Annotated in this window: 15 protein-coding genes and 3 tRNA genes; 11 read left to right on the top strand and 7 right to left on the bottom strand. The window is 64.4% G+C overall.

Annotated elements, in window-relative coordinates; translation table 11 throughout:
* The first annotated feature begins 5 nt into the window (after positions 1-5).
* From cmrA to lysA, 3 genes are all read left to right on the top strand, one after another.
* Positions 6-809 carry a mycolate reductase gene (cmrA, locus tag P3G66_RS29505; RefSeq protein ID WP_019749133.1) on the top strand — a complete coding sequence of 268 codons (804 nt, stop codon included), beginning with the start codon at positions 6-8 and terminating at the stop codon, positions 807-809.
* Positions 810-981: 172 nt separating this feature from the next.
* Positions 982-1,419: a hypothetical protein gene (locus P3G66_RS29500; protein ID WP_210377400.1), complete on the top strand. Its 438-nt coding sequence runs from the start codon at positions 982-984 to the stop codon at positions 1,417-1,419.
* Between the two features lie 150 nt (positions 1,420-1,569).
* Positions 1,570-2,913, top strand: coding sequence for a diaminopimelate decarboxylase (lysA, locus tag P3G66_RS29495; protein ID WP_058038878.1), 1,344 nt, complete (start codon positions 1,570-1,572; stop codon positions 2,911-2,913).
* Positions 2,914-2,932: 19 nt separating this feature from the next.
* Here the strand turns inward: lysA and P3G66_RS29490 are convergent, their stop codons facing one another.
* Positions 2,933-4,672: a helicase HerA-like domain-containing protein gene (locus tag P3G66_RS29490; RefSeq protein ID WP_210377402.1), complete on the bottom strand. Its 1,740-nt coding sequence runs from the start codon at positions 4,670-4,672 to the stop codon at positions 2,933-2,935.
* A 120-nt stretch (positions 4,673-4,792) separates the two neighbouring features.
* On the opposite strand from P3G66_RS29490, the gene orn reads away from it, so the two are divergent.
* Entirely contained in the window at positions 4,793-5,392 is a 600-nt protein-coding gene (orn, locus tag P3G66_RS29485; RefSeq protein WP_024487359.1) for an oligoribonuclease, read from the top strand.
* A gap of 84 nt (positions 5,393-5,476) precedes the next feature.
* A tRNA-His gene (locus tag P3G66_RS29480) sits at positions 5,477-5,549 on the top strand.
* 292 nt (positions 5,550-5,841) lie between these two features.
* Here P3G66_RS29480 and P3G66_RS29475 read toward each other — a convergent pair.
* Complete coding sequence (locus P3G66_RS29475) at positions 5,842-6,252, bottom strand: MerR family transcriptional regulator (RefSeq protein WP_042923889.1); 411 nt, start codon at positions 6,250-6,252, stop codon at positions 5,842-5,844.
* A gap of 55 nt (positions 6,253-6,307) precedes the next feature.
* Here P3G66_RS29475 and P3G66_RS29470 point away from each other — a divergent pair, with 55 nt between their 5' ends.
* Positions 6,308-7,270 carry an oxidoreductase gene (locus P3G66_RS29470; RefSeq protein WP_039973324.1) on the top strand — a complete coding sequence of 321 codons (963 nt, stop codon included), beginning with the start codon at positions 6,308-6,310 and terminating at the stop codon, positions 7,268-7,270.
* Positions 7,271-7,403: 133 nt separating this feature from the next.
* On the opposite strand, the gene P3G66_RS29465 is transcribed toward P3G66_RS29470, so the two are convergent.
* Complete coding sequence (locus tag P3G66_RS29465; RefSeq protein WP_050656803.1) at positions 7,404-8,639, bottom strand: Ig-like domain-containing protein; 1,236 nt, start codon at positions 8,637-8,639, stop codon at positions 7,404-7,406.
* Positions 8,640-8,941: 302 nt separating this feature from the next.
* Here P3G66_RS29465 and P3G66_RS29460 point away from each other — a divergent pair.
* From P3G66_RS29460 to P3G66_RS29450, 3 genes are all read left to right on the top strand, one after another.
* Positions 8,942-9,014 (top strand) — tRNA-Lys (locus P3G66_RS29460).
* Positions 9,015-9,125: 111 nt separating this feature from the next.
* A complete protein-coding gene (locus P3G66_RS29455) occupies positions 9,126-10,556 on the top strand; it encodes an amidase (RefSeq protein WP_276117537.1) in 1,431 nt (476 codons plus the stop codon).
* A gap of 93 nt (positions 10,557-10,649) precedes the next feature.
* Positions 10,650-10,722 (top strand) — tRNA-Lys (locus tag P3G66_RS29450).
* Positions 10,723-10,788: 66 nt separating this feature from the next.
* On the opposite strand, the gene P3G66_RS29445 is transcribed toward P3G66_RS29450, so the two are convergent.
* Complete coding sequence (locus P3G66_RS29445; protein WP_007733292.1) at positions 10,789-11,010, bottom strand: DUF3618 domain-containing protein; 222 nt, start codon at positions 11,008-11,010, stop codon at positions 10,789-10,791.
* A gap of 145 nt (positions 11,011-11,155) precedes the next feature.
* Here P3G66_RS29445 and bcp point away from each other — a divergent pair, with 145 nt between their 5' ends.
* Positions 11,156-11,629 carry a thioredoxin-dependent thiol peroxidase gene (gene bcp / locus P3G66_RS29440; protein ID WP_007733290.1) on the top strand — a complete coding sequence of 158 codons (474 nt, stop codon included), beginning with the start codon at positions 11,156-11,158 and terminating at the stop codon, positions 11,627-11,629.
* On the opposite strand, the gene P3G66_RS29435 is transcribed toward bcp, so the two are convergent.
* Entirely contained in the window at positions 11,626-12,975 is a 1,350-nt protein-coding gene (locus P3G66_RS29435; RefSeq protein ID WP_007733289.1) for a dipeptidase, read from the bottom strand. The genes bcp and P3G66_RS29435 overlap by 4 nt on opposite strands.
* Positions 12,976-13,265: 290 nt before the next feature.
* Here P3G66_RS29435 and P3G66_RS29430 point away from each other — a divergent pair, with 290 nt between their 5' ends.
* Positions 13,266-13,967, top strand: a complete 702-nt coding sequence (locus P3G66_RS29430) for a TetR family transcriptional regulator (RefSeq protein WP_003945379.1) — start codon at positions 13,266-13,268, stop codon at positions 13,965-13,967.
* Between the two features lie 58 nt (positions 13,968-14,025).
* On the opposite strand, the gene P3G66_RS29425 is transcribed toward P3G66_RS29430, so the two are convergent.
* Together P3G66_RS29425 and P3G66_RS29420 are read right to left on the bottom strand one after the other, a co-directional pair.
* Positions 14,026-14,424, bottom strand: a complete 399-nt coding sequence (locus tag P3G66_RS29425) for a holo-ACP synthase (protein WP_003945362.1) — start codon at positions 14,422-14,424, stop codon at positions 14,026-14,028.
* Between the two features lie 10 nt (positions 14,425-14,434).
* A complete protein-coding gene (locus P3G66_RS29420) occupies positions 14,435-23,746 on the bottom strand; it encodes a type I polyketide synthase (RefSeq protein WP_276117536.1) in 9,312 nt (3,103 codons plus the stop codon).
* Between the last annotated feature and the right edge of the window lie 138 nt (positions 23,747-23,884).

The raw sequence follows: 23,884 nt of genomic DNA, 5'->3' as shown, positions 1-23,884 counted from the left end.
TGATCGTGAGCCTGCCGACACCCACAACCACAGCCCGCGCCGTCGTGACCGGCGCCTCCTCCGGCATCGGAGAGGCACTGGCCGCTGATCTGGCATCACGCGGACACTCCCTGATCCTCGTTGCCCGTCGTGGCGAGGTCATGGAGGTCCTCGCCGAGAAGCTTCGCGCCGCGCACGGCGTCGAGGTGGAGGTCCGTGCATCGGACCTCTCCGACAGCGCGGCGCGTGCCGTTCTGGTCGAGGAACTCGGTGGCCGCGACATCAGCATCCTGTGCAACAACGCCGGTATCGCCACCTTCGGGCCGATCGCCGAGCTGGACCCGGCATACGAGCGCGACCAGGTCGAGCTCAACGCCGTTGCAGTGCACGATCTCACGCTGGCCGTGCTGCCGGGCATGCTCGCGCGCAAGTCCGGAGCCATCCTGATGGTCGGGTCCGCGGCCGGCAACATGCCGATCCCCAACAACGCGACGTACGCCGCCACCAAGGCGTTCGTGAACACCTTCGCGGAATCGTTGCGAGGTGAACTCAAGGGCACCGGAGTGAACGTCACCCTGCTCGCCCCAGGCCCCGTACGCACCGAAACCCCGGACCCGGCCGAAGCGTCGATCGTCGACAAGCTCGTCCCGGACTTCTTCTGGATCTCGAGCGAGTACACCGCCAAGGTCTCGCTCGACGGCCTGGCCGAGAACAAGATGCGCGTCGTACCGGGCATCTTGAGCAAGGCGATGTCCGTCGCGGGCGGTTACAGCCCGCGTGCCGTCGTTGCGCCCATCGTGGGCACGTTCTACAAGAAGCTCGGCGGCTGATTCACTCAAACTTCTCAGAGCAGGCCATAGCAGACCATATAGTCGGTTAATGGCGATGCGAAGAACACTGGCAGTCGGGGCAATCCTTCTTTTGACCGGAGGGTTGCCCTTACTGCTGCCCACGGCAGCGAATGCATGTTCGTGCGCATCATCGGCTACCCCGGAAGAAGCCGTGAGCGTCTCCAGCACCGTTTTCCTCGGGACTCCGACGGAGAAAACTTCGGACGGATTCGAGGACACCTACCTGTTCGACGTCAGCCGGGTCTACAAAGGCGATCTGGCATCGGTGACGTCGGTGGGGACACTCGCGAACGGGAACGGTTGTGGCACAAGCTACGTGCTCGGCACCGAGCAGCTGATGTTCGTTTCTGCGCCGTACGACGTCGACGCCGAGCACGAGGGGCACAGCTGCGGGCCGGCTACCGATACCGGGTTCGACATCCAAGCGGCGGTCGAGTCCGTGTACGGCGCCGGTTACGCCCCGAGTGCCGGCGGAACTCCGTCCGTTGGTGTGTCCGCCGACCGATCGACGGTCATCGGCGGAGGCGCCGCGGTGGCATTGCTCGCGGTGCTCGGTTGGTTCGGATGGAGGCGGCGGCGGGCACAGTGAGTCCACGGGCACAGTGCCGAGGCCGTCAGAGCCGCGTCAACCTCGTTCGGCGGCGCGTCAAGTAAGCGTCAAGATCCGCCCCACCGGTGATCTTCGGGAGTAGATCTGAAAGTAGCCCGCAACACGGCGGGTCACCTTCAGGAGATCGACGTGACGCTACTCGAAATCTTCCCCTCCCTACGCGGCGCAATGACACCGCGTATGGATCCTGCGTTGTGGCCCATCAGTACTCGCCACGACCACAGCGGGCGTGTCTGCATCGGCGACGTCTCCCTCGAAGAGATCGCGGACCAGTACGGCACACCGACGTACGTCGTCGACGAGGCGGACGTGCGGCACCGCTGCCGCACGTATCGAGAGATCTTCCCCGACTCGGAGATCGTGTACGCCGGCAAGGCACTGATGATTCGAGCGATGGCTACCTGGGTCTCCGACGAGGGACTCGGGGTGGATGTCTGTTCCGCCGGTGAACTCGCCGTCGCGCTTGCCGCGGGCGTGGACCCCCATCGAATCATCCTGCACGGCAATGCCAAATCGGTTTCCGAACTGAGGGCGGCGGTCAACGCGGGTGTCGGCCGGATCGTCCTCGACTCCCCCAGCGAAGCGGTACGGCTCGCGTCGGTGTGCACCCACCGACAGAAGGTGTTGGTCAGAGTCACACCCGGCATCGACATACACGGACACAAGGCAGTGTCCACGGGCATCGTGGACCAAAAGTTCGGCCTACCAGCGTTTTCCGAAGAACTGGAACGTACGGTATCCGTCGTCGCCAACGCGACGCACCTGCAGCTCATCGGCCTGCATTGCCATCTCGGCTCCCAGATCACCGATCCCGAACTCTTCCGCCCCGCGATCGAGACGATGATCGCACAGATGGACGACATACGACGCACGCATCGAATCATCCTCACCGAACTCGATCTCGGCGGTGGCCATGGGATCGCCTACGTGCCGGGAGATGCCCAATTGGATCTGACCCGCCTCGCTCACGTCATCGACGAAACTCTCGACGACGCGTGCACCCGAAACCGCTTCCCTCGCCCCGAAATCGTGCTCGAGCCTGGCCGAGCGATCGCTGCGCGGGCCGGAGTCACGCTCTATCGCGTACAGAACATCAAGTCGATCAGCGGGGGACGAACCTTCGTTTCCGTCGACGGTGGGATGAGCGACAACCCTCGTGTGTCGTTGTACGACAGCCACTACGACGTCGAACTGGTGAACCGACATTCGCGCGCACCGCTCCAGGAAGTCACCGTCGCCGGGCGGCACTGCGAATCGGGCGACGAAATCGCCGTCGGAGCAAGGCTTCCCGCCGACCTACATGAAGGTGACCTGTTGGCAGTGCCGTGTACGGGCGCATACCACCACAGCATGGCCTCCACCTACAACAGCGTCGGCCGGCCGCCGGTCGTCGCCGTGCTGGGAGGGATTGCGCGGCCGTTGATCAGGCGCGAATCGATCAACGACCTGCTGGCCCGCGAGGTCGGCATCTGACCTCGCGGGCGCCTGAGCCTCAGCGCCTGCGGCGACTACCGGTGCCGAAGATGTTTCGCGAAATCTCGCGTCCCGCAGCCGAAGCCGCCGAGCGCAGGAAACTCTTGACAGCCGAGTTGCCCAAGATCTGCTCGGCGATGTTGGGGCCCTCCGGTTCGGCCGGCGGCGGTGGCGGCAGATCGGGCAGCGACGGAAGATCCAGGGACTGATCCGCTGTCGGAGCTCCGGCCACCTTGGCCGTCAGCTTCTCGTACGCCGACTCGCGGTCGATGGTCTGGCCGTACTTCTGATTCAGGGGACTCGACGACGCTCCCGCCTTGATCGCGTCGTTGCCGATGGTGTCCATCAGCGACCTCGGAGGACGAATCTTGGTCCAGGCCACCGGCGTCGGCGCACCCTTTTCCGAGAGTACGGTCACGATGGCTTCACCGATGCCGAGTGAAGTCAGTGCCTTTTCCAGGTCGTAGTGCTCGGTTTTCGGGTACGTGCGGACGGTCTTGTTGAGGGCTTTCTGATCGTCGGGCGTGAAGGCACGCAGGGCGTGCTGAACCCGCGCACCCAACTGTGACAGCACCGAATTCGGAATGTCGGTCGGAAGTTGCGTGCAGAAGAACACGCCGACGCCCTTGGAACGAATGAGCTTGACCGTCTGTTCCACCTGCTGCAGGAAGGCCTTCGACGCGTCCGCGAACAGAAGGTGCGCCTCGTCGAAGATGAACACGAGCTTCGGCTTGTCCAGATCTCCCTCTTCGGGCAGCGTCTGGAACAGGTCCGCGAGCACCCACATCAGGAAGGTGGAGAACATTGCCGGGCGCGCCGCCTGGGCACCGAGTTCGAACAGCGTGATCACACCGGCACCGCCGACGACACGCAGCAGATCCTCGGTTTCGAGTTCCGGTTCACCGAAGAAGGTGTCACCACCATCTGCTTCGAGGTTGACCAACGCGCGCAGAATCACTCCCGCCGTCGCGGAGGAAACTCCGCCGATACCCTTCAGATCCGCTTTGCCCTCAGCGCTCGTCAGGTGCGCGATGACCGAACGCAGATCCTTGAGGTCCAGCAGGGCGAGGCCCTGAGTGTCGGCCCAGTGGAAGATCAGCCCTAGAGTCGACTCCTGGGTCTCGTTGAGGCCCAACACTTTACTGAGCAGGATCGGTCCGAAACTGGTGATCGTCGCGCGCACCGGGATACCGATTCCGTCGGTACCCAACGACAAGAACTCGACCGGCATCCCAGCGGGAGTCCACGAATCGTCGCCCGTCTCGACTGCGCGAGACTTCATCTTCTCGCTCGGATCCCCCGCCTTCGACAGACCCGAGAGATCGCCCTTGACGTCGGCCATCACAACCGGCACACCCGCGGCGGACAGCTGCTCGGCGATGCCCTGCAACGTCTTGGTCTTGCCGGTACCCGTCGCACCGGCGATCAGACCGTGACGGTTGATCGTCGCCAACGGAATCCGCACCCGTGCGGTGGGATCTGCCACCCCGTCGATCACCACCGAGCCGAGCTCGAGTGCCCGCCCCTCGGATGAATAGCCCGCCGCGATTTCAGCGGCAGCACCCGAGGGCACTTGAGCAGCGGGGGTGGCTCCGGCCGATGCTTCGGCCTCGGCGGCAGCCGCTTCCTTCTCTGCTTCCTCAGCTGCTGCAGCGGCTTCAGCTGCAATCCGAGCGGCTTCGGCAGCGGCAGCCTTGGCAGCTTTCGCCTTCTCCGCCGGCGTCGGCGGCGCGGCTCCGTCCTTCGGATCCACGGTCATCGAAAAGCCCTCCTCGTTGCAATGCGGCGAAGTTCTTGTCATCACCCGAACGCCGTCTTACACACGTCGAGTTTCCACCGCAGACCTTATCCCGCTCCCGCGCGCACTACTGTGTTCCTGGTGCAGGACAAATTGGTATGGATCGATTGTGAAATGACCGGGCTGCGACTCGAGTCGGACAAACTCATCGAGATTGCGGCTCTGGTGACCGACAGCGACTTGAACATCTTGGGCGAAGGTGTGGACATCGTCATCCACGCCGACGACGACGCGTTGGCTGCAATGCCCGACGTCGTGAAGAAGATGCACGCGAAGTCGGGACTGACCGAAGAGGTTCGTAAGTCGACGGTCACCCTCGCCGAGGCGGAGAAAGAGGTGCTCGCGTACATCCGCAAGCACGTTCCCGTCGCCGGTACGGCTCCCTTGGCGGGTAATTCAATCGCCACCGACCGCGGATTCATCTCGCGGGACATGACGGCGCTGGACACATACCTGCACTACCGGATGATCGACGTCAGCTCCATCAAAGAACTCTCCCGCCGCTGGTACCCGCGAATCTACTTCGGCCAGCCCGAAAAAGGTCTCGCCCACCGGGCACTCGCCGACATCAAGGAATCCATCCGCGAACTCAAGTACTACCGCGGCACTGCATTCGTCGCGGCGCCCGGACCGTCGAGCGCGGAGATTGCAGCCGTCGTAGAGGGCTTGGGTCCCGCCTGACCTGCCGATTGGCTTCCTGACCGACTTTCGCGCTAGTATCTCTTTCGTCAAAGCAGCCGGGTCAAACCGGTGGCCGAGGCAATGGTGGGCGTAGTTCAGTTGGTAGAGCACCAGGTTGTGATCCTGGCTGTCGCGGGTTCGAGTCCCGTCGCTCACCCAAGCGGAACCCCCGAAGATGTCGAAAGACATTTTCGGGGGTTCTTTTGGTTTGTGCGCCAGCCCCAATCTCCCCTTCCACAGCCGGGTGAACGTATCGCTCCCCTTCTCTGGCAGGGGCAGCGATACGTTCACCCGAAGTGGGTGGGGTGGCGACCGCGACAAATCGCGCGCTCCCGAGCAACCCGTGCCCGAGCTGAGCGAACGTACCTCTCGTCGCCTCAGATAGACCGAAAGCCACTTTCGCTCGCATCGGGGTAGCTGGAATTCGCCGCAAATGGCCCAGCCGTCGATCACTCGGGCGACGGTTCCGGCTCCCAGACACCTACGACGGTCCCCTCGCGAACATGTCGCTCGTACGCCGAAACCTTGTCGTGGATGACGTTCAGGTTTTCCTGCATCGCAGCGATCCTGGATCGAATCAACTCCTCATGCGACTGTAAAAGTGAAAGCCGCTCCTTCTCGTTTCCCGGCCCTGACCTGACGAGAGCGGCGAATTCGCGGATCGTGGCGATCGGCATACCCGAGTCTCGGAAGCGATTGCACAGCTTCAACCAAGAGACATCGCTTTCGGAGTAGACCCGACGCCCACCTGCCGAGCGCGCCACCTCGTGAACGAGCAATTCCTCACGTTCGAAGTATCGAAGGGAATCGATACTGATTCCGGTCTGGACAGCGACGTCACCGATTGACAGTTCGCGCATTGCCTGGCGACCTTTCCTTGACCTGGAGTGCACTCCAGATTTTACGGTCGCAGCCATGAATTCCATCCAGCGCAAAATCAACACCGGATACTCCCGAGTCTCCACTGCCGACGACGTACTTGCCGGACAAGATTTAACAGGCACTACGGTTTTGGTCACCGGCGGGTACTCCGGACTGGGATATGAGGTTTCGCAGTCACTTTCTTCGGTCGGCGCGCGAGTTGTAGTTCTTGCCCGCCGACCAGAACAGGCACGGAGGGCGGTGGCCGACCTTCCGGGTATCGAAGTGCGAGCGTGCGACCTGTCGGACCCGAGCAGTGTCAGATCGTGTGCGCGAGAAATTCTCGAATCCCGGATCACTCCAGACATCATCATCTGCAATGCGGGGGTCATGGCCTGCCCGGAACTCCGTGTCGGCTCCGGATGGGAATCACAATTCGCGATCAATCACCTCGGGCACTTTGTACTGGTGAACCTGCTTGTGCCAGCCATGCCCGCAAACGGTTCTCGCGTAGTCGCTGTCTCGTCGGCGGGACATTTTCTGTCGGGAGTGCGTTGGAATGACATACATTTCCGCAACGGTTACGACCGCTGGCTTGCGTACGGTCAAGCCAAGACTGCAAATGCTCTATTCGCTGTACAGCTGGCGAGCTCCGGTGCTTCACGCGGTATCAGTGCGTTCTCCGTCCATCCCGGGAGCATCCTCACTCCGCTTCAACGTCACTTCTCCACATTGGAGAAACACGATCTCGGATGGACGACGTCGAATGGCGACGCCGTGCCGGGGTTCAAGACTCCCTCCCAGGGCGCCGCTACAACGGTGTGGGCAGCGACGGCACCGATACTCGCCGATCACTCCGGCGCGTATCTCCAGGACTGCAACATCGCGGACGTCGCGCAGACCGATGACATGAGCGTCGGCGGAGTGAAACCTTGGGCTACCGATCCCGCCGACGCACGCAGATTGTGGGCACTGTCCGCTGAGATGACCGGAGTGGACGCGTTCGGTCGACGCTGACACCGAGCGAACGTACCTCCCGTCGCCTCAGATAGACCGAGAGGCACTTTCGCTCACAAAAGGTGTACAGATGCAGAATGCCCCCAACCGGACGGTCGGGGGCATTCTGCCGTTCAAGGCTTCAGGGACGCACTCAGACGTCCGCGTTGCCGGTCTTCCAGACGCTCCAGGGAATGTTCCAGTCACCGAGGCCGTCGGTGCCGGAGAGAGTGCCGCCGACGGTGTTCTTGACGACGACGATGTCCCCACGCTTGGTGTTGTCGTAGACCCACTTGGCGTTGGACGGGCTCAGGTTGAGGCAGCCGTGACTGGTGTTGGAGTAGCCCTGCTGCCCGACCGACCACGGCGCCGAGTGGAAGAAGATGCCGCTGTAGGACATTCGGGTCGCCCAGTCGACGGGGGTCTTGTAACCCTGCGCCGAGGTGACCGGGACGCCGTACGTGGACGAGTCCATGATCATGTTCGCGAAGCGGTCACCGATGATGTAGACGCCGTTGTCGGTAGGAGTGCTGTCCTTGCCCATGGAGGTGGGCATGGTCATGACGGTCTCACCGTTGACCTGGAAAGTGACCTGCTTGGTGTTGTCGTCCGCCGTGGCGATGACGGCATCACCGATGGTGAAGGAACTCTTCGCGTCTTCCTGCCCGAAGACTCCCTTGCCGAGATTGCGCCCGTACACGTTGACGCTCACGTCGACCTTGGTGCCCGGTGCCCAGTAGTTCTCCGGACGCCAACGGACCTCACGATTGTTGACCCAGTAGAACGCACCTTCGACGGCCGGAGTCGTGGTGACGGTGATCGCGGCTTCGGCAGCCTTGCGATCGGGGATGTTCTCGTCGAACTGCACCGCGATGGGCTGACCGATGCCGACCACGTCACCCTCGTTGGGCAAGACGTACGGCTTGGTGACGTTGCCGGGCGCGCTGGTGGTGAAGGACGTGACCGTCGTACTGGCGCCACCCAATCCGAATGCGCGGGCCTCGATTTTGTACTTGCGGTTGTAGCCGAGTGGCTCGGTGGTGGTCCACGACGCACCGTCGGCAGCAATCGCGCCGGCAACTGCCTTGCCGTCCTGATTGACCATCGTCACGTCGGACAGAGCGCCGTCAGCGACGTTGATCTTGACCGGGTCGCCCGGCGAGAAGCCGACAGCGCCGTCGGCAGCGGTCGAGGTGAGCTTCGGCTTGATGAGTTCGGTGAGCGGATTGGAATCGATCGGCGCCGACCCTTCGGTACTGACGTCCTTGCCGCCCGACGTGCACGCGGTCATCAGAACGAGAGCACCGAGAGACGCCGCGATCATCGCCGCGCCCTTCGACGCTCGACCGTTCCCCCCGCGCACGGACAGACCCCACCTTTGACGACTCATCGTTCGACTCCGCTTCACAATTTCTCCGACTAACTTCCGCGTCACATGCGAATCCCACTTACCGGAAGGCAAGTGGGACTTGCGGTATGACTGCGCTGCACCAATGATGCCAGGCGCGCTCGTTACCAACGGTCATGAAAGGCCACGCCGTCAGTAACGTTCAAGTATCAATCGCTCCGAACCGTCCGTTTTGTTACCGCTTTCAGCGGATTTCCTCCGATCGGACTACAGCGGTGACGCCTCCACCTGGCGATTTGCTCCCGAACCGGCGATTCGGCTAATGTTCTGTCTCGCAAGAGCGAGCGCCTATAGCTCAGTTGGTAGAGCAAGTGACTCTTAATCACTGGGTCCGGGGTTCGAGTCCCTGTGGGCGCACTTGCAAAGGTCCCCACCTTCTTCGGAAGGTGGGGATTTTTCTTTGTGTCGTGGTGGACAGGTTGTGGTGAATAGACTTCACAGTTATCGGAACCACGGCCTGGAGGATTGATGACCGAGCGCGAAACCACACCGGGCAGCGAGCTGGCATTTGCCGGGGTTGCGGGTCAGGCCGCTCTGATCCGGTCCGGAGAATTATCGGCCCGCGAGCTCACCGAGAACACACTTCGCCGTATCGAACGCCTCGATTCGACGCTCAATGCTTTTGTGCGGGTTCTCGCAGACGAAGCGCTCGACGAAGCGACACGTCTCGATCAGCGCCAGGCCGACGGCCACAGCCTGGGCCCACTGCACGGAGTCCCGATCGCGATCAAAGACGAGAACGACGTCGCCGGAACGCCGACGACGTACGGCGGTGCGGCAGCAACTCGCATCGTATCGGCCGATTCAGAGGTCGTCCGGCGGTTGCGCGAGGCCGGCGCGGTGATCGTCGGCAAGACGACGATGCCCGAGTTCGGCATCTGGCCCTTCACGGAGACTGCCGCAAACGGATACACGAGAAACCCTTGGGACACCGGCATATCCACCGGCGGATCGAGCGGAGGATCTGCGTCGGCCGTCGCGTCGGGCATGGTCGCAGCGGCAATCGGCGGCGACGGCGGCGGTTCCATCCGACTGCCTTCGGCGTTCTGCGGGTTGTTCGGACTCAAACCGCAGCGCGGTCGGGTGAGCACCGCGCCGAACCGAAACCTCTGGCGCGGACTCGGCACACTAGGGCCTCTCACTCGTTCCGTCGAGGACAGCGCGCTCGTGTACGACGTGATCACCGGTACCACCGGGACCGACGACTACACAGCCGAAACGCTCCGCACCAGCTTTGCCGAGTCAGCCGCGTCGGCGCCCGGGCCGCTTCGCATTGCAGTGTCCACCCGGAGTCCGGTCCGGGGCGTCCGCCCGTCCCCGGAGGTCGTTGCCGCGGTGCATTCGATCGCAGAGATGTTGAGCGCGTTGGGACATCACGTCGAAGAACACGACCCCGAGTACCCGGACGCAACTGCAGCATTTCTCCCGCAGGTACTCGGCGGCGTCCGCGACGAAGCACTGCGCGTCGATCATCCGGCGCTCCTCGAAAAGCGCACGCGCGCACTCGCGTCCATCGGCCGGATAGCCGCTCCCGCGCGCGTCGGGAAATTCGCTTACCGCAAAGGTGAGCGAATCGCAGCGACGGTCAACCAGGTCTTCGACACCTTCGACCTGGTCCTGATGCCGACCACGCCCGCGCTGCCACGCCCGATCGGACAACTCGAAGGAACCGGCCTTCTGTCAGCAGTCCGCAAGGCGTTGCCGATCGCCGCCTACTGTTCGATCTGGAATGTCTGCGGCAACCCGGCGGCCGCTGTGCCCGCCGGGTTCTCCGAACGCGGACTCCCCCTGAGCGTCCAACTGGTCGGGCGCAGCGGTGGTGAACCGACCATTCTCGCCGTCGCACAGCAGTTGGAAAGCACCGTCCGCTGGCCGGATTCGCACCCTCCACACTCGTGAATTCCGGAAGCGATGTAACCATCGTCACCACGATGAACACGCGTTTTGCAAACTCCTGAGCCTGTCGGCTAATGTTCTGTCTCGCAAGAGCGAGCGCCTATAGCTCAGTTGGTAGAGCAAGTGACTCTTAATCACTGGGTCCGGGGTTCGAGTCCCTGTGGGCGCACTTGCAAGAAGGCCCCCACCTCACCAGGTGGGGGCCTTCTTCATGTTCTGTCTTCGACAACTCGGGTCAGCGAATGATCTTCCGGACCACGAGTATTCCCACCACTGAACCGACTGCGATCAGCGCGTACTTCACTGCCGGCTCGTTGAGCTTGGCGAGCACCGTCTTCTTGGTGTTCTCGACCAGCCGCTTCGGGTTGGTGCGGACCGTCAGTTCGTCGAGTGTGCTCGCGAGCTGGTTACGCGCCTTCTCGATCTCGCGTTCGATGCTCTCGGTGTCCCTGGGCACGTGTCCTCCAACTTGTCTGTGTTCTGCTGCTCTGTGTGCGGGTCTGCTGTGCGGACGCAGCGCGCCGACACTTCGCTCTACCGTAGAGGAGCAGAATGCCCTCGCGCCCACCTGCCGCGCAATTTCTCGACTAACCTCGATTCCCGTGACCGAGAACAGTAGATTGTCCGCCGGCGACGTCGCGCCGGATTTCACGCTCCCAGACGCCGATGGCAACGAGGTTTCCCTTCACGATTACCGCGGCCGCAAGGTCATCGTGTACTTCTACCCGGCGGCCAGCACCCCGGGGTGCACCAAGCAGGCCTGCGACTTCCGTGACAGCCTCGCCGAGCTGAACGGCGCCGGCCTCGAAGTCATCGGAATCTCGCCGGACAAGCCCGCAAAACTCGCGAAGTTCCGCGATACCGAAGAGTTGACCTTCCCGCTGCTCTCCGATCCCGAGAAGGCGACGCTCGAAGCCTGGGGCGCGTTCGGTGAGAAGAAGATGTACGGCAAGACCGTCCAGGGCGTCATCCGCTCGACGTTCCTCGTCGACGAGGAAGGCAAGATCGAGGTGGCCCAGTACAACGTCCGGGCCACCGGCCACGTCGCCAAGCTACGACGCGATCTGTCGGTCTAACTCCCGTACCGGCTCAAGAACAGAGCCTCCGCGAAAGCGAGATTCTCGATCTCCGACGGGTCGACGCTTTCGTCGGGCGCATGAATGCGGCATTGCGGTTCCTCGACGCCGATCAACGCGATCTCCGCGTCGGGGAACTGCTCGGCCAGTGCACTGCACAGCGGTATCGATCCCCCTTGGCCGGCAAATCCGACTTCGCGGCCGTAGGCATCGGTGAGCGCGGACTTCAGCTGCGCGAAACCTGCACCCTCCGTCGAGGACGAGAACGGCGATCCCGTCGATTCCGGAACGACCTCGATGTGGACGCCCCACGGCGCCGCCGCGCGGAGGTGGTCCGTCAACAACTTCTGTGCCTGCGCCGGATCCGTGCCAGGCGGGACACGAAGATTCAGGCGCGCCGACGCGCGGGGCGTGATCGCCGCCGCCGAACCCACGACCGGCGGGCAGTCGATACCCAGGATGGTCAGCGCCGGACGAGCCCACACCTGCTCGGCGACCGAACCGGAACCAGTCAGCTGCACCCCTTCGAGCACCCCGGCGTCGGAGCGGAACTGATCGCCGTCATAACTGACACCCGCCCATTCCTGGTCGTTGGTCAAGCCTTCGACAGTGGTGTTTCCGGCGCTGTCGTGCAGCGTCGAGAGTATGTGCACCAGCGCGGTGATCGCATCGGGCGCCGGTCCACCGAAGACACCGGAGTGAATCTCACCCTCGAGCGTCGACACGTGGACCACAACATTCGCGATCCCGCGCAATGACGTCGTGATCGTCGGCTCCCCGACTTCGGTGTTGCCGGTATCGGCGATCAGGATCATGTCAGCTGCAAAAAGTTCGGGCCGCTCTCGCACCAGATCCTCGAGACCGCCAGTGCCCATCTCCTCGGATCCTTCGGCGACGAGCGTCAGGTGGACGCTCGGGTCCACACCGGCTGCGGCGAGCGCTCGCAGAGCTGTCAGATGCATGACGACGTTGCCCTTGCAGTCGGAAGCGCCCCGTCCGTACCACCGTCCGTCGCGCTCGGTGAGCGTGAAAGGCGGGGAGCCCCAGAGCTCTTCGTTTCCGGGCGGCTGAACGTCGTAGTGGCAGTACAGCAGAACGGTCGGAGCACCGCCCGGGCCTGGTCGACGCCCGACAACCGCGGCCGAACCGTCGGAGGTCTCGATCGCCTCGATATCGGCGAAACCCTGAGCCCGGAATGCCTCCAGGACCCAATGCGCAGCGGCCGCGCATTCTTCCGGCGGGTACTGCCGTGCATCGGCAACGGACTTCATCGCCACAAGTGCACTCAGATCCTCACGGGCACGCGGCATGAGTTCACCTACCGCGGTTCGCAGTTCTTCCGTCATCGTCTCCCTCTCCTCGGCATCGAATCTCGGTGTGCCCGAAGAATCTCAGTCTGCCCGAATCGGACGTAGGCAGGCGCCAGGATCGCCGTTGCGCCACACCGCGCAGCAACCTCTTCGGCTACTGGACAGTTGGTCACCTAGTATCGAGGTGTGGCAACAGCATCGGGACTCGTGTGCGCGCACCTGCGCGGTGCGTTTCGACCGATCACGACCGCCGAAGTAGGTGGCCGATGACACCGGATAATGCACAAGTCCCAAATTCGACAGAAAACACCGATAGCCTGGAAGACGTGCAGCCCACGACTCGTCACCGCGCGCGGCGACGAGTCGACCCAGCACTGGAGAATCCCCAGAGCCTCGAAGAACCGCAGGAACTGCTGCCGCGCAAGCGTCCGACGCAAGAGCGCAGCCAGCGTAAATTCGACGCACTCCTGGCTGCGTCACGGGAACTCCTCACCGATGTCGGTTTCGAATCGTTCACCTGTGAAGAAGTCGCGGCACGTGCTGACGTCCCGATTGGGACGCTTTACCAGTTCTTCGCGAACAAGTACGTCATCGTGTGCGAATTGAACCGCCAGGACCTCGTCGGGGTCCAGCACGAGCTTGCTCAGTTCGGCGGCGAAGTACCCTCGCTCGACTGGTTGCGGTTCCTGAACAGTTTCGTCGATCACATGGCCGGGCTGTGGACGTCAGATCCGTCGCGCCGCGAGGTCTGGCTGGCGATGCAGTCGACGCCGTCCACGCGGGCAACCGGAGTCATTCACGAAAAGCAGTTCGCCGAGACCGTAGCGAAAATGCTCGGCCCGTTGACGCCTCGTACGCGGCGAGATCGTCGCCTGATGATGGCGGAAGTTCTTGTCCACGTGGTGTATTCGATGCTCAATTTCTCGGTTCAGGACGGTCAGTCGCATGCCGACGCCGTCGCCGAACTGAAAAGGTTGATGATCGCGTATCTCCTCGTCGCCGAGAAGGAATCCCGCACGAAGGACTAGTCGAACGACAAAGAGCCGGTCTCCCCTTGGGAGACCGGCTCTTTCGTGTCCGGCAGTGCTACTCCGGGTCGGATTCGATGACCGCGAAAGCGCCCGCCATGTCCCCGTCGTGCGTGAGCGAAATATGAATCTTCACTCCGGTCAGGTGTTTGGCCACGTCACCGCGAAGCCGGATGCCGGGGCGCCCCCAGGCGTCCGAGACGACCTCGATCTGATTGTGGATCATTTCCCCCAGCACCGGTGGGCCGGCGAAGAGAGCAGTGGACCATGCCTTGATCACTGCTTCCTTCGCAGCCCACCGGGCGGCGAAATGTCGTGCCGGTTCGGAGCTCCGGGTAGCGGCGTCTCGACGCTCGCCCGGTGTGAAGTTGTCGAGCATTGCCGTTCCCGGCCTGTTCAATTGCTCGGCGAACTCCGACACCGTCACGAGGTCGAAACCGATACCCAGAACTCCCATACCGTGACTACTACTTGCAGCCGGGCAGATTCGAGCGGTACACCTGGTCTGCGCCGAGTCGTGCGTCCTCGCTCAGCAGCATGTCCGCTTCGAGCTGACGCGACGCCTTGGCCGGCGTTCCGTCGGCACCGAGGCGACGATCCGCCGGGCGCTCGTAGAGGCTGTCGCCACCGCACATCGCCTTCGCGAGGCGACGCTGACCGTCGATCGTCCGCTGCTGGGCCGCAGCAACATAGGCGTCACGCTTGTCGGCCGGAACCGACTCGACGAATGCCTGCGGGTGCACGACTGCGATCAGTCCGGAGACGTGACCGAAGCCGAGGCTGGTCAGCAGGCCCGCGCGCAGCGGAAGATGCTCACCGAACTTGAGCGGCTGACGTGCCCACACGAGGTGCTCGAATTCGGCCATCTTGTCGTCGACGCAGTCGAGGCTGCGGTTCGGCGGGACGATGCCCTGGCTCAGTACCTGGCAGAGCCCGATCAGCTGGAAGGCTGCGGCACCACCCTTGGCGTGACCGGTCAGGCTCTTCTGCGAGACCACGAACATCGGCGCGCCTTCACTGCGTCCCAATGCCCCGGCGAGGCGCTCGTGCAGCTCTGCCTCGTTGGGATCGTTGGCGGCAGTGGAGGTGTCGTGCTTGGAGATCACGGCGATGTCGTCGGCGCTCACGCCGAGAGCGTTGAGCGAGAGTGCAAGCTGTGAATCCGCTCCCCCACGTCCGGCGCCCAGTGCTCCGAGTCCCGGTGCCGGGATCGAGGTGTGGACACCGTCGGCGAACGATCCGGCCCAGGCGACCACACCGAGGACGGGAAGACCCATCTCGAGTGCCAGGTCACCGCGAGCGAGGAGAATCGTTCCGCCGCCGGCCGACTCGACGAATCCGCCGCGGCGACGATCGTTGGCCCGCGAGAAGCGGCGATCCTCGATGCCCTTGGCATGCATGTCCTCGGTCTTGGCAGTGGCCGACATGTCGCCGAAGCCGATGATGCCTTCCGTGCTCAGATCGTCGAACCCGCCGGCAACAACCAACTGCGCCTTGCCGAGTCGGATCTTGTCGACGCCTTCTTCGACGGATACCGCTGCCGTGGCGCAGGCGGCGACGGGGTGAACCATCGCGCCGTAACCGCCGACGTACGACTGAACGACGTGCGCTGCAATGACGTTCGGCAGCGCTTCCTGCAGGATGTCGTTCGGACGGTTCTCGCCGAGCAGCGTGTCGATGTACAAGCTCCTCATGGAGGTCATGCCGCCCATGCCGGTGCCCTGCGTGTTGGCGACCAGGCTCGGGTGTACCCAGCGGAGCAGTTCGCTCGGAGTGAAGCCGCCCGTCAGGAAGGCGTCCACCGTTGCGACGATGTTCCAGAGTCCGACGCGGTCGACCGAATCTGCCATGTCGGCGGGGATGCCCCACTTGGTGACGTCGAAGTTGGTCGGAATCTGACCGCCCACACTACGAGTCAGCTTCATCTTGCGCGGGACGCGGATCTCGGTGCCTGCGCGGCGGGTGACCGTCCAGTCGCCGGACTCGGCGGAAACCGTCGCCGTCGTGTTCTCCGGATCGGATTCGACGAAGGCCTGAGCCTCTGCCTCACTGCCGACCACGAAGCTCAGATCCTTGTCCAGGAACACGGAGGTGAGCAGCGGAGCGGTGTTGTCGATCATCGCGCCCTCGTCGACGTAGCGACGGATGCCGCAACGCTCGACGACTGCGTCGTGGTACTTGTCGGCGATTTCCGCCTCGGGTACCAGGTCACCGGATTCGACGTCGTACCAGCCCGGCTTGGGGTCGTTCTCCCAGAGGATGAGTCCGGTGTTCCACGCCAATTCGAGAACGCCTGCGGCAGACAGCTGCTCGTCGACCTCCATCTCGAAGCGGGTACGCGAGGAACCGTAGGGTCCGAGCTCTCCGGCACCCACGATGACCACGAGGTCCGCGGGGGTGACGTCCAGTTCGGGCCAACTCGGAGCCTTGACCGAGTCGTCGATGCGAGCCGGCGCGGGCAGTGCCAGGATGCTGGACTCGTCGACTGCCTCGTCGACAGCTTCGGCGATCTCGGCCACCTCGGCAGCTTCCTTGGCCAGTGCGGCGAGGTCGAGGTTCGCCTCGGCGAGCCCACCGGTCAGGTCGACCTCGAGCGGGGCCTCGGCAGCAGCGCGCCGCGACTCGCGGGTTGCCGTCTTCAGTAGCTGGGTCGCCATCTCCTGGGTGGACCAGGTGCGGACGCCCGCTGCTTCGACCGCGTCGACGATCGGATCGTTGTGACCCATGAGTCCGGTTCCGCGAACCCAACCGATGACGGCGTGTGCCAACGTGACCCGCTCGGCCCAGTTGCGCTCGGCCTTCCAGCGGTTGACCACTGCGATCAGCGAAGCCTTGGCCTCACCGTATGCACCGTCGCCGCCGAACGTTCCGCGGTTCGGCGAACCGGGCAGCACCACGTGCAGGTGCGTGTCGACATCGCTGTCGTAACCGATCTTCGACAGACCGCCGATGAGGCGCTCCACCGACCAGAGCAGCACGCGCATTTCCATTTCGGCGCGAGCGCCGGCGTCGGAGAGTTCGCCGCCGACACGGGGAGCTGCGAACGGGAAGAGCATCGTCGGCGTCATGGCCGGCTTGATGAGCTTCTTTGCGCCGCCTGCGTTCTCGGTGGCCTCGTTGCCGATCCAGTCGATCAGCGCGTCGACGTCGGTGTACGACGCCATGTTCGCGGGAACCACCCAGAGGGCGGCACCGGCGCGAGCATTCTCGCGGTACAGGTCGCGGTAGAAGCCGAGACGCTGACCGTCGAGTCGCGAGGTGGTCACGAATACCGTTGCGCCACCGGCAAGGAGCTTGCCTGTGACCGCTGCCGCGATGGAGCCCTTGCTGGCGCCCGTCACTACTGCGACCTCGCCTGCCCACTCGGGTGCGTCGGATTCTGCCGCAGCAGCCGCATCAGCGATGCGGGTGTAGACCTCGGCGAGTGCGGTGCGGCCTTCGTCGGTCGCACGGGTGGCCCACCACTTCGCCTGTGCGGCGACGGTGGAGCCGGCACCGATGAAGTTCTCGACCGACAACGCGGTGTCACCGAGCCAAATGCGAGCGAGATCCTCACGCGCACTTGCCCAGCGGTCGTCGAGCAGAACGGCCTTCTGCGCGTCGAATGCCGGAGCAACCAGACGCGGCCAGTCGGAGCCGAGTTCAGCCGAGACCAGGTCGACCAGTTCGGTGTCCTCGACCGTCCCGACTGCCGTTTCTTCGTTCAGTCCGAGCTGCTCGAGTACCAGGCGTGCGGCCGAGGCCAGAACGCCGTCGCGACCGGTGATGTTCTCGGTGAACTCACCCAGAGCGGCTGCGTCGACGGTTCCGCCGCTTCCGCCGCCGGTAGCCGGCAACGAGACGCTGACTCCGCGAGCAGACCCGACCGAGGCAACTGCGCTGTCGATGACTGCGTCCACTGCTGCAGCGTCGGCCAGTGCGCCGGAGCTCAGGCCACCGAGGTCGCCGCCGCGGATGCTGGCGCCGTCACGGGTACCGAGAGCCACTGCTGCGGTGACGTGATGCGCCCAGCCGTCGCCCAGCTCCCAGACCTTCTTGACGCGGTCGGCGATGTAGCCGGGACGCTTGCCCGAGGGGCCGAAGACCTTACGCAGGTGATCGTTGATCGAATCGGAGAGCACCGGTCCGAACGGCTTGTACGTACGGGCGAGCTTGTCGACGGTTGCCCCCAGGGAGCCCATGTCGGCGTCTGCGGCCCCGTCGATGGCACCGAGGGAGAGCTCGGAGCCGAGGTCGACCAGAAGCTGGTTGCGACGCGAGGAAACGCCGTCGCACAGTGCCTCGATCGTGTCCGCGGGGCCGACCTGATCGGGACGGAGCTTGGTCCACAGGCTGATCAGGACCTTCGTGGCGTCGGGCGCCTTGAAGGTGAGGTCGTCCGGACGCGGTCCACCCGAAGGTGCAGCCGGCGCGGCAGCGGCAACCGGAGCAGCGGCCGCGGCGGCCGGAGCAGCCTGCGCGGCAGGCGCTTCGATCTCGTCGTCGTCATCGACAGCGGGGTCGACGTCGGTGCCGTAGACGATCGCGGCTTCGCGCTCGACGTTGAGAACCTCGACCGGGTAGCCGAAGCGGCCCGGCAGCTTGAGGGTCTGCGACGCGAGGTTTGCAACGGTCGGGGCAGCGCCGAGACCGATCTCGACGAAGCGTTCGACCCCGAGTCCACCTTCGGACTCGTCACCGAAGAGCAGGTCCTGCGTCTCGATCCAACGGACCGGGCTGGCGAACTGCCAAGCCAGCAGCTCGATCAGGATGATGCGGGACAACTCGTGAGTGCGCGTTGCGTAGCTGTCGAAGTCTGCGAGGACTTCCTGCAGCGGCTCGGACGGCACCAGGTCGGCGATTTCCTGAACGAAGTCACGACGCAGCGAGAACGGCTTCGGAACCAGGTTCGGGATGTAGCGGCCGATCAGGATGTCCGGATCGATGTCGTGCGGGAGCAAGTCCTGCAGGCACACGCGGAAGTCCGCCACGCCACCGCGAAGGACCGTGGAGTGGAACGGCACGTCGATGCCGGGAACCTGGATGTATGCCCGCTTGCCACCGAATTCTGCTCGGCGACGATCGATTTCGACCTCGAGTGCGTCGAGACCGGCTACCGAACCGGCAATGGCGTACTGGCTGCCGCGCAGGTTCAGGTTGACGATTTCGAGGAACTCACCGGAGGTCTCGGCGACACCGGCGACGAAGCCCTGCACGTCGTCGTCGGAAACACCGATCTGCGACGGGCGAATAGCAGCCATGCGGTAGTCGGAGCGTCCGGCTTCGTCACGGGGAACGAGCTGGTGCATGGCGGAGCCACGCTGGAAGACGACCTCGAGAAGTGCTTCGAGCGGGAAAACCTCGGCGACAGCAGCGAGTGCGTTGTACTCACCGACCGAGTGACCGGCCAGAAGGGAATCCTCGATGAAGGTTCCGGATTCGCGCAGCTCGGCAACCTGGGCAACACCGAGAACGGCCATGGCCACCTGGGTGAACTGAGTCAGGTGCAGGACACCGTCGGGATGCCTGTGCTCCACACCACGGGCCTTGACGGTCACCGGGTTGTCGCGCACGACAGCGAGAATCGAGAATCCGAGTGCCTTACGAGTGTGCTTGTCCGCGCGCTCCCAGACGTCGCGGGCGGCCTTGGAGCGTGCGCGAGCGTCGAGGCCCATGCCCGGGCGCTGAATGCCCTGGCCGGGGAAGGCGTAGACGGTCTTCGGTGCGGCAGTGCGGCCGGTGGCGACCATGACCAGTTCGCCGTCGATGCGGCAGCCGACCTCGACGATTTCTGCGCCCTGGTCGATGCCGACACGGTCGACGCGGACGTCGATCTCGGCGCCGGGGCGAACCATCCCGAGGAAGCGGGCGGTCCAGGCGGTCAGGCGGCGCGGCGGGACGCGGGTCTCGGCCGGGTCGACTGCGGTGACTACCTGCTGCGCTGCGGCGGAGAGCCACATGCCGTGCACGATCGGGGTTCCGAGGCCGGCCAGCAGAGCGGCGTTGTCGGAGGTGTGAATCGGGTTGTGGTCACCGGAAACCTGAGCGAACGCGCCCATGCTGACCGGCGCGAGGATCTTCGCGTCACGGCGACGACGACGCGAGGTGTCGACAGCCGCATCGCTGATCGATCCACCGGCGCGAGCCGGGTCGGCGAGTTCGCCTGCACCGGTGCGTCCGCGGATCGCGAAACGCTCGGTCATGGTGACGACTGCGGGGGCGTCGAGGCCCTCGCCGAGCATGGCACCGACCTCGACCTTGACCTCGACGACACGACCGAGGTCGGTGTCGAGAACCGAGGCGACCTCGGCATTGACCACGAGAATGCTTGTCTCGGAGGGAAGTTCACCGACGAAGTCGACGGTGTGGTCGAGGTGGACCAGGTCGAGCATGCCTTCGATAACGGAAAGACTGTCGAGCTTGGCTGCGCCGAGGACTGCGAACACTGCAGGCCAGCATGCTCCGACGACGACGTCCGGAACAGCCTTGCCGCTGACACTGAGCGTGGCGGGCAGACCCGAACCGGTGACACCGGCGTGATCGGCGATGCGATCGGGAACCCACGCGACGTTGAGGCGAGCCTTGCCGTTCTTGACTGTCGGAAGTTCCTGTCCGGCAGCAACTGCCAGGAGCGCGGACATCGCACCTTCGGCATCGGCTTCGGTGACAACCGGAGCGCCGCCGTCGACGACGGACTCGGGGATCGTGATCGTGATGTCGACCGACTTGCCTGCCACCAACGGAACCGAAAGCAGCACGTGCGAGGAATCGACGACGGTCAGACTGGAACCGGTGGTGCCGTGAACTGCCTTGTCGGCAGACTCTGCACTCCACTCGTCGAGGTCGCCGAGACGACGGACGGGGTTCTGGGTCAGGCGGCCGGCCCACTGGAGGTCAGGAGCCGAGAGAACGGCGTCGAGAAGTCCGGGTGCGGAATCCTGGTGGCGACGGCTCGCGAGTGCAACCGGAGTGGTTCCGGCAGCAACCAATTCGTCGTAGGTCGCCTTCTCGAAGCGATCGAGCAGGTCACCGACCGGCTCGTCGACACGGGTGATGCCGGCGACGGCAACGGTGCCGGGGATGACGCAAACCTGATCGGCGGTGTAGCGGGGGTCGTGTGCCTGCCACAGGGAGTCGCTGCGCCACCAACGACGCACGTCACCGTCGACGACGGGAACGAAGTTGACCGGCTTGCCCGGCGTCTTGCACAACGAGATGAAGAACGAGACGTCTGCGGGATGCAGAACGGTGGTCGAGTAGTCCGGGTACGACGCCTGCAGTGCGCAGATTGCAGCCTCGGGGCGCTCGAGGGTCTCGGCGTCAGCGAACAGCGTGGGGATCGGGCCGCGGTCGACCGGGTGCAGACGCGCCTCGGTGCGCTGGAGCATCTCGCCGAAGCGAGCACGCCAGGTGATGTCGAGCCACGGGCTCGACGTCGCCTCGACGATGGCGTCCTGAAGATCGGCGCCGCAGTCGAATTCCTTCGCCGCGTCGATGCCGACGGTCAGCTCGAGGTAGCGGCGCAGCCACTGTGCGTACGTCATGGTCTCGACGTCGCCGAAGTACGGCTTGGCGGTGACGTCGAGGGCGGCGATGATCTCGTCGCGGCGCTCGGCCACTGCCTCGGAATCGCCGGCAACCTCGTCGAGGAGGCGCCCGGTACGCGAAGCCGCGTTGTCGATCTCGTGGATGTCGGCACCGAGCTGGCTACGGCCGGAGGCCATTCCGCCTTCAGCGGTACCTGCACCGACCCAGTCCGGCGTACCGGGTGTGTCGACGAGGAGCTGCTTGACCTCGGGAGAGGTGGTGGCCTCGAGAGTCGCCATGGCTGCGGTGCCGACCAGGATGCCGTCGACGGGCATGGCCGGGAAACCGGCTGCGGCAGACCAGCGACCGGTCAGGTAATCGGCTGCGCGCTCGGGTGTTCCGATGCCGCCACCGACGCAGATGACCAGGTTCGGGCGTGTACGCAGCTCGGCGTACGTGTCGAGGAGCAGGTCGTCGAGGTCTTCCCACGAGTGGTGTCCGCCGGCGCGGCCGCCTTCGATGTGGACGATGACCGGGAAGTTCGGAACCTCGTTGGCGATGCGGATCACGGAGCGGATCTGCGCCACGGTGCCGGGCTTGAATGCAATGTTGGTGATGCCGATCTCGGACAACTCGTCGATGAGAGCAACAGCCTCTTCGAGTTCCGGGATACCGGCGGTGACGATGACGCCGTCGATGGGAGCACCGGCGGTACGGGCACGCTGCACGAGGCGCTTGCCACCGAGTTGCAGCTTCCACAGGTACGGGTCGAGGAACAGGGAGTTGAACTGGACCGCGCGGCCCGGCTCGAGCAGCATCTTCAGCTCTGCGACACGGTCTTCGAAGATTTCTTCGGTGACCTGCCCGCCACCGGCAAGCTCGGCCCAGTGACCGGCATTGGCTGCCGCGGCAACGATCTTGGCGTCGACCGTCGTCGGCGTCATACCTGCGAGCAGGATGGGTGAACGACCGGTCAGCTTCGTGAACGCGGTCTCGACGCCGATACGGCCGCCGGGAAGCGCAACGGGCTTCGGCGCGAACTCGGACCACGAACGTGAGACCTCAGGTGCTGCACCGGGGGTGAGCAGATTGCGGTGTCCGCCGCGGGTGGCTGCGGCAATGATGCCGATGCCCTGTCCACGCAGCGAAGAGGACGTCATACGGGTCAGCTGATCGCTGGGTCCGAGATCGAGAATCCACTTGGCGCCGGCGGAGATTGCGCCGTCGACAGCCTCGACCCAGTCGACCGGATCGACGAGGACACCCTGTGCAAGTTCACGCGCACGGTCCGCGTCGAGACCGCAACGGGTCGCCCAGCTGCCGACGAGTTCGACGGCCTCGGTCAATGCGGGGTGATGGAAGCCGATTTCGGTGTCGAGCGGATCGAAGGACGGCGCGAAGACAGAACCGCCACGCTTCTTACCCTCACGCTCGCGGGCTTCCTCGGCTTCGATCTGTTCACAACGCTCTTGCACGCGTGCCAGCTGAGCGGGCGGCCCGGCGAGAACGACGCGGCGACGGCCGTTGCGGATGGCGAGGACAGCCGCGCGCTCAGGCGCCACACCCTCGGCAAGCTCGGCGACGATGGCCGCGAGACGCTCGGGATCGACGCCCGAGACCGCAACCATCGGCTTCGCGGAGGCGCCGGCGATGACGCCGCGGCGACGGCCGACCAAGCTGGCAGCAGCACCGACGAGCTGTGCGACGGCGAGGAGTTCACCGTCGTCGTTGCCCTGCGCGGCTACGGCAGCCGTGGCCAGAAGGCCCTGCGAGTGGCCGATGACGGCAGCCGGCGGGTTACCGGCTACATCCAGACCCTGAGCGGAGAGTGCACGCAACGCCGCAAGCTGCGTGAGGAAGACGCCGGGGAGTGACACCGGAGCTGCGGTGAGCGCGGCAGCGGAAGGCCCGGCCGACTTCTCACCTTCTTCTTCGTCGACGATCTCGGCTTCGAGCATCCACGCGATCGGATCGAATCCGACCGGGCGAACCACGAGGAGATCCTGCGCGACGGGCGCGAGGCGTGCTGCTGCGTCGTTGACCAGATCGGTCAGAACGGGCTCCAGGCCGTTGTCACGGCTGAGCTCCTCGAGCGAGGTGAGCCAGGGAGCGCCCTGTCCACCGAAAGCGATTGCGTAGGAAACGCCGTTGTTCAGCGAATCGACGAGGGCACCTTTGCTGGTCGTGCGGGACTGTCCCCCATCGACGCCGAAACGGCGTCCACCCTTCGAGTCGCGTCCGTTTCCTGTAGGTGTCGTGTCATCGATCGTCACGCGTACGTCCTCTCCTGGTCACCTCTGCGGCGAGGTGGGATTTGCGGTGTGCTGCCCGGCTGAAGTGCTCGCGAATTCGTCGAGAGAATCGACGGAGTCAGGGCGTTCGTGCAAGACAAGGTTTACACAGAATCATGA

The sequence above is a fragment of the Rhodococcus sp. C3V genome, assembly GCF_029269915.1.
GTDB lineage: Bacteria > Actinomycetota > Actinomycetes > Mycobacteriales > Mycobacteriaceae > Rhodococcus_F > Rhodococcus_F qingshengii.
Note: the sequence above shows the minus strand (reverse complement) of the source record. Positions and strands in the feature narration are given on the sequence as shown.

What these genes read in the sequence shown, in the direction of transcription:
- P3G66_RS29490 (WP_210377402.1), bottom strand. Translation starts at nt 4,672, where the DNA reads ATGACCGTGGATCCGAAGGACGGAGCCGCGCCGCCGACGCCGGCGGAG.
- P3G66_RS29475 (WP_042923889.1), bottom strand. Translation starts at nt 6,252, where the DNA reads ATGCGCGAACTGTCAATCGGTGACGTCGCTGTCCAGACCGGAATCAGT.
- P3G66_RS29470 (WP_039973324.1), top strand. Translation starts at nt 6,308, where the DNA reads ATGAATTCCATCCAGCGCAAAATCAACACCGGATACTCCCGAGTCTCC.
- P3G66_RS29465 (WP_050656803.1), bottom strand. Translation starts at nt 8,639, where the DNA reads ATGAGTCGTCAAAGGTGGGGTCTGTCCGTGCGCGGGGGGAACGGTCGA.
- P3G66_RS29455 (WP_276117537.1), top strand. Translation starts at nt 9,126, where the DNA reads ATGACCGAGCGCGAAACCACACCGGGCAGCGAGCTGGCATTTGCCGGG.
- P3G66_RS29435 (WP_007733289.1), bottom strand. Translation starts at nt 12,975, where the DNA reads ATGACGGAAGAACTGCGAACCGCGGTAGGTGAACTCATGCCGCGTGCC.
- P3G66_RS29425 (WP_003945362.1), bottom strand. Translation starts at nt 14,424, where the DNA reads ATGGGAGTTCTGGGTATCGGTTTCGACCTCGTGACGGTGTCGGAGTTC.